Source organism: Salinivirga sp. (genome assembly GCF_055145285.1).
This window is the reverse complement of sequence record NZ_JBSRDC010000050.1, coordinates 12,336-24,922: the sequence shown is the minus strand read 5'-3', so window position 1 is coordinate 24,922 and position 12,587 is coordinate 12,336. Positions and strand designations below refer to the sequence as shown.

Genomic DNA, 12,587 nt, shown 5'->3' with positions numbered 1-12,587 from the left:
AGGGCTTGGGCAAGTTAGTAAGTTTGTAGAACAAAACAAAAAATTAAGTATCACTTAAAAATTTACTGATTATGTTCTACGTTATCGTCATATCCATGCTTATTGCTTTTATAGATTATTCCCGCAAACAAAAGCGGCAGAAATGGAACGCCAGGAGCCATAAAGAGTGAAAATCAGCCTAATCTTTATGCTGATGCAAGATATAGCCACTTCCATGCACGTTTTCGATATATAGTGAAGGGTCGTCTTGCAGGTATTTTCTTAGTTTGGTGATGTAAACATCCATGCTGCGTGTGGTAAAATAAGAACTTTCGCCCCAAATTTCGCGTAAGGCCAGATCACGGTTTACAACCTGGTTAATATTGCGTGCAAACAAGTGCATCAGAGCCCCTTCTTTGGGGCTCAGCTTTTGCTCCTTATTGCCAAGTTTCAATATACGACGCGAAACGTTATATGTGTATTTGCCAACTTTCACCTCTTTTTCATCTTCCTGATTAATGGATTTACGGCGTAAAATGGCTTTTATTTTATAAAGCAAAACCTCTGAATCGAAGGGTTTGGTAATGTAATCATCAGCACCAATTTTAAAACCTTCAAGAATATCTTCTTTCATTGACTTGGCAGTAAGGAATATAAAAGGAATATGTGGGTTAATTTTACGTATTTCTTTTGCAATAGTAAAACCATCGATATGAGGCAGCATGACATCCAGAATACAAATATCGTACGATTGCTTCTGAAAAGCTTCAAGTGCTTTTTTCCCGTCGTCGATCCAGGTTACAGCATATTTATTCATCTCCAGATATGAGCGCAACACAGTGCCAAAATTGATGTCGTCTTCAACTAAAAATATTTTATAAACCTTCATGGTATTATGTTTTATTCAGAATCAGTTTCTTTAGTAACCACCGGAACTTTTAATGTAAAAGCCGAACCTTTGTTTAATTCGCTTTTCACCAGAATATCTCCGTTATGACGTTCCATTACAGCTTTTGCATAGCTAAGTCCCAGTCCAAATCCTTTTACATTATGTACATTACCTGTACTGGCGCGGTAAAATTTATCGAAAATTCTTTTCAGTGTATCTTTCGACATGCCAATACCATTATCCACAACGGAAATAAAAGCAAAATTGTCTTTCTTCCATACCTTAACGTCAATCTCTGGTGCAGTAGTGGTGTATTTTATAGCATTGTCAATAAGATTGTATAGTACGTTGGCAAAATGGTCACGATCGGCTTCAATATATATTTTATTGTCACTTAACTCCAACTTACTTGTACCTTCCTTTTCATGTATCCGTAATTTTTGATTTTCCAGCACATCTTGTACAAATTCATTAGCTTCGATTGTCTCTGGTTGTATTTTAAATTCATTTTTGTCTATTCGTGCCATTTGCAGAATGTGCTCCACATGTTTGTGCATCCGTTCGCTTTCCTGTTTAATGATTTTGGTAAAACCTGCAGCAGAATCATTTATTGTACGGTTCATTGCATCCGATGCCAGATTAATTGTGGCAATGGGCGTTTTAAGTTCATGCGTCATATTGTTGATGAAATCGTTTTTGATTTCCGAGAGTTTTTTCTGCTGAATAATGGTTCGCACGGATAAATAGAAAGCTACCAGAATGATAAGCGTAAATAGAAGTGAAAGCAGCAGCAACCACTGAATTGAATGCATTAAAAATCGTTGCTTGCCGGGAAATTGCACAATTAGCTTTGGGCTGCTACCCAATACATCGTTTGGAAAAAGATCTGCTTTGTAAGTTGCGTCAGTATTATGGGTATTGTAATTTTTAGAGGTGATGGCAGGTTCATTGGACTCGGGTTTCATAACGGCATATTGCATAGGAATGGTGATATTGAAATTTCTTTTCTCTGCCATTAATATGGGTTCCAATCCGCTAAGCTGCAGTCGTTTTTCTAACGGCATTTGTTTCACTTCAGCTTCAAAGCTTAACCATTGATACATGGATTGCAGTTGCTGGTCCTTTTCCTGCATACGTCGATCCATCATAGACTGCATACTGTCGAACTGGTCAAGCACTTTGCTTAGGTCCTGTCCAAAAGGAGTTGATTTTGTCATGGAGCGCATCTGTTCCATTGACCGTTTATTAAGATCACGGAAAATAGAATCCATTCTTGCACCGGAATTACTGGTAGGAGCCTGATATTGACGAAAGCTATGAGGTTTTAACCGGTACATCAACGCTACCTCATTGCGTTCTGTTTTTTGAACCACTCGGTTCAACATGGCAAATACTCTGGCACTAAAGCGTTTTTCGTTTTCGGAAATGGTATTATTGATCCACAATAGTTGCACGAGCACAATTCCGGCCAGGGCAAAACTCACCAATCCAATGATGTATTTTATTCTTTCTTTTTTCAAAATGGTTTCATTTCAACTTTTCATTGACAAATCTAACACCTATTTTGGATTATCAAAGTTACTTTAACCTTTCTTTAACCCTTTTTAACCGAGGTTTAACCTATTGGTTTACAGTTATGTTATATATTTGTACCAGAACTTAAATAACATAATCACTTATTTTTATTTAGAACTTTATTAGATTTTCATTATTAGTTTAATGTTTGCTTCTTAAAGGCCCGGAAATCCCGGGCTTTTTTTAGCACGTAAAGTTATGCTGAAAAGTATTTAATACGCTTAAAACCAGCATAATATGGAAGATAATTATTTTTCAAAAACAAGGTTTTTAGCTATCAATTGCAGCAACCTATACATTAAATAAAAGACAAAATTTTGATAGGCTATAGTAGAGCCTGGTAGGAACTGAAATATAGTACTTGCAACTTCCAGTAATAAAATGGCCAAATTTTTTTCTAATATAAAAAATAAATCCTATTTTTGCAGGCCGTTAAGCAAATCAAAGCATAAGTTGCTTAATCAGAACAAATTCATTAATAACTAAATTTTTTCAAAATGCAGAAACAGTACGAAACCGTTTTCATTGCAAATCCCGTTTTATCTGGAGCACAGATGAAGGAAGCGGTTGGTAAGTTTCGTGAAATGATCCTATCCAAAGGAGGAGAGGTTATCCACGAGGAAGACTGGGGACTTCGAAAGCTTGCCTACCCAATCCAAAAAAAATCAACAGGGTTTTACCATTTGATTGAATTCAAGGCCGATCCTGAGTTCATAAACAAATTGGAAGTAGAATTTCGTCGTGACGAGCGCATCATGCGTTTTTTGACAGTAAGTCTGGACAAATATGCGATTGAATACAACGAAAAAAAGCGAGCTAAAAAAGAACAAGCAAAACAAAAACAAGAGGAGGAATAAACAATGGCACAAGGAAAAGACGATATCAGATATTTGACGCCACCTTCCGTGGAAATCAAAAAGAAAAAGTATTGCCGGTTTAAGAAAAACCGCATCAAATATATTGATTACAAAGATCCGGAATTTTTGAAAAAATTTCTTAACGAGCAGGGGAAAATTCTTCCACGCCGTATCACTGGTACTTCGCTTAAATATCAACGTAAGTTATCTGCGTCGATCAAGCGTGCTCGTCACCTGGCATTATTGCCTTATGTAACCGATATGATGAAATAATAAAATTTTTCAGATATGGAAATTATACTCAAACAAGATATAGCTAACCTGGGGCATGTCGACGACATAATAGACGTGAAAGATGGTTATGCACGCAATTACCTTATTCCAAGGGGTTACGCTGTTATGGCCAATGAATCGAACAAGAAGATGCACGAAGAAAATAAGCGTCAGCGTGCCCACAAAGAAGAAAAATTAAAAGAAGAAGCAGAAGCACTTGCAGGACAAATTAAAGGTAAAGAGCTTAAAATTGGTGCCAAAACCAGCTCTGCCGGTAAAATATTTGGTTCTGTAAATACCATTCAAATTGCTGAAGCACTTCAGAAAAAAGGTTTTGACATTGACCGTAAGAAAATTGCTATTGATGGCGATGCCATTAAAGAAGCTGGTACCTACAAAGCTACCATAAGCTTACACCGCGATGTAAATGTTGAAATTGAATTTGAAGTATTTTCTGAATAATCAGAAATCATAGATAAATCAAGGCTGTTCGATTTCGATCTTACAGCCTTTTTTTTGTTTTCAATGCAAAAATTTTGTTTTTTTACTTATCCAAAAAGCGGAGAGATGATTCACGTTTTGGTTAATCAATTTTTTACAACAATTGTTAAAAACTAAATATATATTCAAAACAGGCATTTCATTGTCGTTAATGTTATTTGGGTGCTTATTGCTAAAAGCACAAGAGAGTGATAGCTTACCCAAAGACACGCTTGTATTATTGGGCGGACAACCCGTTAAAACCAAAGAAATTGAAATGACTAAAAACGCATTTTTAAAAACGGGTAAAATTGATGTAAACCAGAAAGGTTGCGCTGTTCAACAATATACTTACAGTATGTTTGCCCTGGGACATGATATCCGGGAAACGGTTCATGACAGCTTAATGCCAAAAAAATTAATAAATGCCGTCTTAAACAACAGAATCAATTATCGTTATATAAATATTGAAGGAATAATCATCCGGCACAACAAAGATAAACTTACAACACCGGAGATTGATACAGTCAAAGTTAAATTTGTTTACCAATGAAGCATATTCTAATAGTAGTTTTCTTGCTTATGACCCTGGGGATGGCCGGGCAAACCAGTGATTACTCAAAATCAAGGTGTATTGATTATCATAGAAACAATTGCGAAAAATCTACCAACAAATATTATAAGTATCACTCTGAATCGCGCAGCGGACTTTTTCATAAAGGACAAAAATCAAGGACCCTGCTGGAAGCCTTTAACGGAAGAGATTACCGTATTTCCATATGCCATGATGATGTTTTTGATAAACCCATTATCATGCGCGTAATAAATAAAACCCGTGACGAAGTGTTATATGATAACAGTAACGATAATTATGCTCAGGATTTTGAGTTTACTGTTACTTCTACTATTGATTTATGGATTGAAATTGAAGTGCAAGGGAAATCTTCCCTGGCCAAATTGGAAAACCAATCAATTATTCGTCGTGATTCCAGTGTAGGATGTATAGGATTACTTATAGAATATATGGTAACGCCCCGAAAAGGCTTTTAATCATTGTATCTGCTTTTGTGTTGCTTCTTACGGCAAATAAAGTAATGGCCCAGGAATGTGTAAAGTTTTACCAAACCTACTGCATTTCTTATGAGGAACACGGATACAGGCCCATGCAGCAATCAAGAAACTTTAAACTTGCCAAAGGAGATTTTGCTCAACAGGAATTGCACTTAAACAATGGGCAGGATTATCATATTAGTTTGGCTGTCGATGATGTTTTTGCCCAGCAATTGTTTCTGCAAATTATAGATACCAGCTCAGAGGATGTGCTTTATGATAATACAAAGGATGATATGAACCTGGACCTTGAGTTTAGTGCCATTAAAGATGTAAAGGCGAAAATTTACATAGAAACACATGCACCGGTAATCCGGGACACACTGCATGAGATTAATGGATGTATAGGCCTGTTAATTGAGACAAGGCCAACGCCACCTACCGGTTTTTTAAAATAGTTTTTAGTTCAGAAGCCATCTGTTGCGTATCAATACCTGTAGCACATTCAAAAGTACCAATTGGGCAGGCTTTTTTGCCATGAAGGCCACAAGGGCGGCAGCTAAGTGGTTTGCCGATTTGAACAACTTTGGCATCATCGCTCAATGGGCCAAACCCAAAAGCTGGCACAGTAGAGCAAAAAATCGCCCTAACAGAAGCATTTACCGCCGAGGCGAGGTGCAGAGGTGCCGAATCGTTTACATAATTCATAACAGCTTTTTCCATCAATACCGCAGATTCAAGCAGAGATAAATGGCCGCAAAGGTCATGGATTTGATGCGTAGCGCAGCTGCTTTGAATAGCAGCTACAATTTTACTGTCTGATGGAGCTCCCAGCATATAAACGGGCAAATCTGCAGGTAACTGAGAGATGAACTCCACCCATTTTTCTACAGGAAACTGTTTGGTAAACCATACCGAAGCAGGAGCAATGCATATATAAGGTTGGTTCAGGTAAGGTGCTAATTTATTGTAATGGCCTTTATTCGGTTGTAAAACAGGCCTGTGAGCTTGATTGTCTGTAAAAGAAGCAATCAATTTCTGATTGCGATCGGTTTCGTGTAGGCCATCGCCGATTTTGTGTTTTACTGTGTGGTTGAACAAAAAAGATAGTGGATTTTTATCAAAACCATACGTGTCTTTACCATGGCTAAGGCTGGTCATGAGTCCGGATGAGAGAAAACGTTGCAGATTAATTACTTTGTGATACCGCACTTTTCTTATTGCTCTGATCAAGCGCCACAGATTCCGCAGCTTAGCCGCTTTTTTATCCCATATCCACACATGGTTTACAAAATCCAGATGATCGACAAGTGTTTCGTTACCTTTGCGCACCAGATAGTCTATTTGGGCATCAGGATAGTGAAATGCAATTTTTTTGGCTACAGCGGTAGATAAAATCACATCGCCAATGAAAGCTGTTTGTATGATTAGTATTTTTTCCAAAATTTTAATTTTAATACCGGTTAATTATGCAATGCATATTCAATGATATTGGCACCCATTTGCAAAGCTTCCCGGTGTTTCTCTGGACTATCATTATGCACCGACGTATCTTCCCATCCATCGCCTAAATCGCTCTCATATGTGTAAAACACAATAATGCGCCCCTCGTGCATAATGGCAAATCCCTGGGGTGGTTTACCATCGTGCCGGTGAATTTTGGGTAGCCCGCTTTTAAACTCAAAAGTTTGATGGTAAATAGGATGGGAGAAAGGTAACTCTGTCAGCTTTTTATCGGGAAATAGTTTCTGAAGTTCCCTTCGAATATATTCATCCATACCATAATTGTCGTCAATATGTAGAAATCCTCCGGCAAAAAGGTATTCACGGAGGTTTTGTCTTTCTGATTCATTAAATATTACATTCCCGTGGCCTGTCATATGCACATAAGGTACGTTGAACAGCTCTATGGCACCGGGTTCAATTTCCATATAATCCGTATGAAAATTGGTATTAAGCTCCTGATTACAAAATCCAGCCAAATTAGGGAGTGATGTGGGGTTGGCATACCAGTCGCCACCACCATTATACTTTAAAAGTCCAAGCTTAATTTGCTGGCCCTGCACTGAAAAACTTAATCCGAGTAAAATTAAAATGATAAATTTAGATTTATTCATAATGCATTGCTACTATTGTTGCAGATACTACTCCTGCTGTTTCTGTTCTGAGACGGCTTGCGCCAAGACTCACTGTTTTAAATCCGTGCTTCAGTGCATCCTGGTGCTCTTCGGCACTGAACCCACCCTCGGGGCCAATAAGAATTAAATTATTTTGACCTTTAAGTGTGTTTTTTAAATGTGCACGCTCTTCTCCGAGGTATGCAATATACTTGCCTGAACTCTTATTTTGATCGATAAGTTCCCGAAAACTTGTAATGGGTCTCAATAAAGGCTTCCATGCTTTTTTCGACTGCTTTGTAGCTGCAATAATGATTTTCTCCAGCCTCTCTGTCCTGATTGTTTTTCGCTCAGAATGTTCGCAAATTATGGGTGTAATTTCACTGATTCCAATTTCCGTGGCTTTTTCTAGAAACCACTCGAAGCGCCCTATGTTTTTAGTAGGCGCAATACCTATATGTAGTTGATTTGGTGCTAGATCCACATTTTCAATTTGTATATCTGTAAAATCAATATGCTTTTTCCCGATAGAATTGATTCTCGCTGTAGCAATTGATCCTCTACCATCAGTTAAGGTAATACTGGTATTCTCCTTTATTTTCAGAACTTTGGCAATGTGGTGAAATTCATCTTTACCCAATTCGATAAAAGTTGATTCTATCTTGTCGGCATAAAAATAATATTCCTCCAGGGCCTTGTTATGCATATTTTGCTTGGTTTTTATTTGTTTTCTTTCTCCGGCTCACCTTTTTTTTGCTCATTTTTTGGTATAGCCTCTTTATTATTCTCAGGCACAGACTTTTTGGGTGTTTCGGGTTCTTGTTCTGCTTCTTTGAAACTTTCCAGGAACCGGTTTTTATCTCGCATGGAACCCAGATGATAATAAAATTTCGGTTCTCCGCGATCTACATCTTGCCTCCTTTGGCCGGCTCTCAGGTCATTAATAATTTCATTAAATGCAGGATCGCTCGAAACGGCCATCATGATACCTCTTTTGTACTTGAAGAAAAACCAATAAGATGGGCTTAACTCAAGATAAATGGCATAGTAATCGCCAGTGCGGGAGGTGCCGGTTTGTATGGCGCCTTTTACTTTTTTATTCACCTGGATGTCCATAATGCTGGTTATTCCGATATCTCCGAAAGAATGGAACGTTCCATCGCGCTGAACCCATTTAAAGTTGGCATTTGATATAACCAGCGTATGCTTTAATTCTGCAGGGAAACTCTTGTAGGCTCCGAATAGCTTTTGTTCATTAAGCAATTGGTCTGTAAGGTTATAACCAATTAAATTTTTCAATCCATTTCTGTAGTCTTCAGATAGCATGTTTACAGGCTCCAGCCCGGTGAAATTTTTCATCGTGTCGGCCATATATTTTAATCCGTCTTTTGTGAAAAAGAAGTCAATGGCCATAAATAAATCCATTATAACTTCGTTTCGCTCGTGGAAATAGTGGACATTTCCGAAATTTTGAAATTTGGCCTGACCATAATCACCTGTAAAAGATAGTTCGCCCTCTCCATATAGGTTGCAGGTTTCTGTATTGGCCGATATGTAGTTAAGCAAAGTATCTTTATCTGTTAATTTTGCCTTGCTGGCAATTTCATATTTTTTTCCATATTCATCGTACTGAAGATAACCATTGGCCGTTGATACATAGTAATTTGTGTAATGATGACGGGGTGTAAAAAATCTTGGTAAAATATGTATGGAATCGTGTTCCAGCATAATTCCTTTATAAAGTCGCTTGTTGTTTATATCTACAGTCACCGAATCGACCGGAATCTGAATGGTTTTAGGATTCAGCGTTTCCTCAAACTTTACCCACCGCTGTTCGTACATATCGCAATTTTTTGACAACATAAAATGGCCGTCGTAGGATAAATGCTTTTGTTGCGCGTATAGATAAATATCTCCACGATAGGCAAACGCCGGGCTAAGCGAGAAATCATCATCACCTAAAATTTTTCCTCTTGCATACGTATTTTCTGTGGAATCAACACTAATGATATCGAATCTAATTTGTTGCTTTGTTCTGTTTTTATCTATATAATCGTAATATCCGCTTGCAGAGTACATCTTACGGGACGTAACATTTACTGTAGCCTCGTAAAACTTGTGATACTTTGTATCATTATTGGCTTGTATTTCGGCATCGGCAAGTGTTTTATATTTGGCATCCGGCTTTATGGTAAAATCGCCATCACCCGGATAAATTGTGGCATCGGCTACATCAATGAATTTAACTTCGTGTGATTCGATGATATTTTGATTCAGGTCCAATTCGGTGGTGGGTGAAACATAATTGAGCTCATACTGAAGCGGATGCGTAGAAACAAAGAGGTTACCTCTTTGATGGCGCTTATCCGGTGTAGCTTGCAGGGTGTGTTTTCCATCTTCATACCTGTGGACCGATGTGCCTTTTAATGCCAGGGCATTTTGGTCTATGCTCCATTCAAAGGTGTTGACAAATGCCTTGTACTTGTTAATAGGGAAAAACATAGGTTTAAGCGGGGAGAGGGCCGTAAATTGGGCTGTTCGTGAAGGAAAATCCACGGTAGTTTTAATGCTGTCTGCCTCAAAAGCCAGCATTTCTTCTTCTAACCCTTTAATTTTAAAGTCTGTTACATCGGCTTTTGCCTGATCGGCCAGAAACTGATAATTTTCAGAGCGGAACCTGCCTTTATCCAGGTTAAACCGCCCTTTACCATCAATGCCTGACGGGGTGACATAAAAAGTTCCTTTTAAATCTGCCTGCCCGGCATACATTAGCGCGGGTTCATCGGGAGTTGTCATACAAATCATATTATCCTCACTCTGTTTCCAGAGTATGTTGAGTTGCTCTGCTGCGATTTCCGGGCCATCAAAAGGCGACTTTTGTTTTTTGTTTACATACCGGTTTGCCATAGTCCGCATGGTATCCGGATAAAACATAAATTCATCAGACCAGGCTGTGGATGTGAGGTATTCAAGCTTACCATCCCCCTTCAGACCCTGGTTACTCATCGCTATAGAATCGTAATACCGGCCTTTACCCTGATAGATGGGTAAACCCGCTTCTGCAGTAACATGATCGAATCCGAGCGAATTGTCTTCTTTAAGTTTTAGTTTTTCGTCAATGGGCGGAAAGATACCTCCTGCATGAAAGGTTCCGGTATATTTCATACCCTCGGCATCAAAGCTGTTCAGGCTATCAATTTCGTAAGGGTCTATACGGAAGTAAAAAGTGTCTCTTTTGTATACGCCTTGTGCGATAGAATTGGCATCGTAATACACATAAGAATCTTTTGTGGAGCGGAAAATGGGATATTCCGGATTGTCCTTTATGCCGGATTTATTACCGGGATCATCTATAAAAACATTACCGGTAATGTTTTCAATGGTACTTTGAACTGGTTTAAATACCGGATCACCATAATTATCGTAGTAGTCGACCACTTTAATATGCAAAGAATCAATATGTTCGAGGTCTACACCGAAAGTCTTATAGTTAAAATGAAAATTATCACCAAAAAATGTATAGTAACCTGTTTCTATCACACCAGCGAAGTCAATACTACGGTTCTTTTTCAATATTATTTCTTCCTGTCGTGGAAAAATATTAACCCGCTTGGCATTCGAAATGCGCACCTGTGGTACGCCGTTGACAAACATATCGAAATTTCGAAGATTCAGTACTGCATTTTGGGTGTTCCCATGGGTGGTTGATTCTATTTTTATGAGGTCGTAATCCTTGCGTCCTGTCACATTAAGGAGGTAATCGAAAAACTTTTGTTTCATTTTACCCTTGTGGGAAGAATTGTCATAATCGGCAAATCCGAGGTAGGTCATATGGAGCAAAAACTTTCTGGCTTCATGCTCCGGCTGGTCGATTATATGGGCAATTTCCTGTGCGGTAAAATTCCTCGATTCTTTTTCGTTTAAATAGCGTCGAATCCTAAAAAAGGGATGCTTAAAGTCGTGGCCCTGAAAAACATTATAATATTCGCGGTTAAAAAGGTTATAAGAAAGAAAGGCAGCATTGTTAATGGCACTGTTTCTTAAAGATGAAAAGTTGACAGCATGGCTGCCTACCTTCCATTTAACAACTGGCGCATCAATTTCAAACATGTGGAAACTGTCGTAAAAAGGACTGCGCGACATATTTGGGGTGTTATCATCTCTTAAGAGGGTAACTTCGTTGTCTTTTTCCAAATACGTAAACTGCAGCCCCGGATGATAAAGCGAATCCTGGTTAAGCAACATAACCACTTTGGCATTGCGTGAGAGAATATATTTGTCGGTAAAAACAAAGAATTCGCTTAATCCTTTCATAAAAAGCATGTTTTTGATCAGTGTATCGCCGTTTTCAACATATTCTACATCACGATATATGTCGACGCGGGCACTGTTATTCTCATCTCCTGAACCATATAATTGTGCTCCGCGCATCATAAAGCCCCCTGTAAAGTTGATGTTATTAAAAATGCCTTTAATCACAAAGTTCGACTGATAAGATTCAAACTCGGGGTATGTGGCATTTTTTGGGGAAGGAATTTCGATTACTTTATCAGATAATTTTCCGGTGAGTGGTTTTTTGTAAAAATGGAAGTTATAAAACCGGGCGCTATCGACTTCAAACTTGCTCAAACGCATATCTATACGATAATTGTCATAAAGCGCAAAAACAGAATCGCGGTGATACCCTGCTCGTTCCCAATACGTTTGCCCTGTCTCCCCATGCCAAATACGCTCAATGGGATCAAATGCTCCTTTGGTATTATAAACTTTTATACTGTCTCTAACTGCGGTGCAGGTCAACGTGCTTAACGGAAACTTAATGAGCATTGTATCGGCAGTGAACTCAAAAGTGTGTGATGTAGCATTACTTTTCCAAACGGTGGAGCCATTCTTGCTAAGTCGGTTAAATTCTTTGAGTTCGCGTATGGTTTCTATAAATTGCTTGATATGTCGTAATCTTATATCACTGGCATTACACATATTGATAATAGCCGTTTGGTAGGCGAAGAAATTATCGTTGACTTCATCATTTTCCAGGAATTGGGCCGTGGTATTCAACCATCCGTCAAAATGCGGGAAGGGCCTTCCGCGACGTTCCTCTAAGGTGTTGGCAACTTTATACATCAATGACTGTACGGTATCATCTACACGACCTGCTTCCCAAAGTATTTCAATCCGGTTGACTGTTTTTTCGCCTTGGTCCTCAAGTCGTTTGACATTTTCCATGAAATCATGCAGGTCTTCTATAAACCCGGCCGAATCGGCCCTGAAAGCTCCCTGTTCCTGCGATTGTGCACTGAAGCTAAGTACCATGAGAAAACCCCAGTACAGCATGCTGATGATACTGTTTTTAAATGCCATGATAGT

12 protein-coding genes are annotated in these 12,587 nt (G+C 38.6%); 6 read left to right on the top strand and 6 right to left on the bottom strand.

Annotated features, from left to right (window positions below):
* Positions 1–178: 178 nt before the first annotated feature.
* Entirely contained in the window at positions 179–868 is a 690-nt protein-coding gene (locus ACTB0Y_RS09525) for a response regulator transcription factor (protein ID WP_463206588.1), read from the bottom strand.
* Between the two features lie 11 nt (positions 869–879).
* Entirely contained in the window at positions 880–2,388 is a 1,509-nt protein-coding gene (locus ACTB0Y_RS09520) for a sensor histidine kinase (protein ID WP_463206587.1), read from the bottom strand.
* Positions 2,389–2,940: 552 nt separating this feature from the next.
* Between ACTB0Y_RS09520 and rpsF the strand changes: the two genes are divergently transcribed.
* The 6 genes from rpsF (at position 2,941) to ACTB0Y_RS09490 (ending at position 5,561) form a co-directional block, all read left to right on the top strand.
* Positions 2,941–3,300: a 30S ribosomal protein S6 gene (gene rpsF / locus ACTB0Y_RS09515; RefSeq protein WP_463206586.1), complete on the top strand. Its 360-nt coding sequence runs from the start codon at positions 2,941–2,943 to the stop codon at positions 3,298–3,300.
* 3 nt (positions 3,301–3,303) lie between these two features.
* Positions 3,304–3,573: a 30S ribosomal protein S18 gene (gene rpsR, locus ACTB0Y_RS09510; protein WP_463206585.1), complete on the top strand. Its 270-nt coding sequence runs from the start codon at positions 3,304–3,306 to the stop codon at positions 3,571–3,573.
* Between the two features lie 15 nt (positions 3,574–3,588).
* On the top strand, positions 3,589–4,035 hold the full coding sequence (rplI, locus tag ACTB0Y_RS09505; RefSeq protein WP_463206584.1) for a 50S ribosomal protein L9: 447 nt from the start codon (positions 3,589–3,591) through the stop codon (positions 4,033–4,035).
* A gap of 181 nt (positions 4,036–4,216) precedes the next feature.
* Complete coding sequence (locus tag ACTB0Y_RS09500) at positions 4,217–4,606, top strand: hypothetical protein (protein ID WP_463206583.1); 390 nt, start codon at positions 4,217–4,219, stop codon at positions 4,604–4,606.
* A complete protein-coding gene (locus ACTB0Y_RS09495; RefSeq protein WP_463206582.1) occupies positions 4,603–5,103 on the top strand; it encodes a hypothetical protein in 501 nt (166 codons plus the stop codon). Before ACTB0Y_RS09500 ends, ACTB0Y_RS09495 begins: the two co-directional genes overlap by 4 nt.
* A gap of 44 nt (positions 5,104–5,147) precedes the next feature.
* Complete coding sequence (locus tag ACTB0Y_RS09490; RefSeq protein WP_463206581.1) at positions 5,148–5,561, top strand: hypothetical protein; 414 nt, start codon at positions 5,148–5,150, stop codon at positions 5,559–5,561.
* On the opposite strand, the gene ACTB0Y_RS09485 is transcribed toward ACTB0Y_RS09490, so the two are convergent.
* The 4 genes from ACTB0Y_RS09485 to ACTB0Y_RS09470 are packed head-to-tail and all read right to left on the bottom strand — an operon-like array spanning position 5,542 to position 12,581.
* A complete protein-coding gene (locus tag ACTB0Y_RS09485; RefSeq protein WP_463206580.1) occupies positions 5,542–6,546 on the bottom strand; it encodes a glycosyltransferase family 9 protein in 1,005 nt (334 codons plus the stop codon). The genes ACTB0Y_RS09490 and ACTB0Y_RS09485 overlap by 20 nt on opposite strands.
* Positions 6,547–6,566: 20 nt before the next feature.
* Positions 6,567–7,220: a DUF4159 domain-containing protein gene (locus ACTB0Y_RS09480; protein ID WP_463206579.1), complete on the bottom strand. Its 654-nt coding sequence runs from the start codon at positions 7,218–7,220 to the stop codon at positions 6,567–6,569.
* Positions 7,213–7,926, bottom strand: a complete 714-nt coding sequence (locus ACTB0Y_RS09475; RefSeq protein WP_463206578.1) for an RsmE family RNA methyltransferase — start codon at positions 7,924–7,926, stop codon at positions 7,213–7,215. Before ACTB0Y_RS09475 ends, ACTB0Y_RS09480 begins: the two co-directional genes overlap by 8 nt.
* Positions 7,927–7,940: 14 nt before the next feature.
* A complete protein-coding gene (locus ACTB0Y_RS09470; RefSeq protein ID WP_463206577.1) occupies positions 7,941–12,581 on the bottom strand; it encodes a hypothetical protein in 4,641 nt (1,546 codons plus the stop codon).
* Positions 12,582–12,587 lie beyond the last annotated feature (6 nt).

Coding starts and splice junctions, on each gene's coding strand:
- ACTB0Y_RS09525 (WP_463206588.1), bottom strand. CDS start 868: ATGAAGGTTTATAAAATATTTTTAGTTGAAGACGACATCAATTTTGGC.
- rpsF (WP_463206586.1), top strand. CDS start 2,941: ATGCAGAAACAGTACGAAACCGTTTTCATTGCAAATCCCGTTTTATCT.
- rpsR (WP_463206585.1), top strand. CDS start 3,304: ATGGCACAAGGAAAAGACGATATCAGATATTTGACGCCACCTTCCGTG.
- rplI (WP_463206584.1), top strand. CDS start 3,589: ATGGAAATTATACTCAAACAAGATATAGCTAACCTGGGGCATGTCGAC.
- ACTB0Y_RS09495 (WP_463206582.1), top strand. CDS start 4,603: ATGAAGCATATTCTAATAGTAGTTTTCTTGCTTATGACCCTGGGGATG.
- ACTB0Y_RS09490 (WP_463206581.1), top strand. CDS start 5,148: ATGGCCCAGGAATGTGTAAAGTTTTACCAAACCTACTGCATTTCTTAT.
- ACTB0Y_RS09480 (WP_463206579.1), bottom strand. CDS start 7,220: ATGAATAAATCTAAATTTATCATTTTAATTTTACTCGGATTAAGTTTT.
- ACTB0Y_RS09475 (WP_463206578.1), bottom strand. CDS start 7,926: ATGCATAACAAGGCCCTGGAGGAATATTATTTTTATGCCGACAAGATA.
- ACTB0Y_RS09470 (WP_463206577.1), bottom strand. CDS start 12,581: ATGGCATTTAAAAACAGTATCATCAGCATGCTGTACTGGGGTTTTCTC.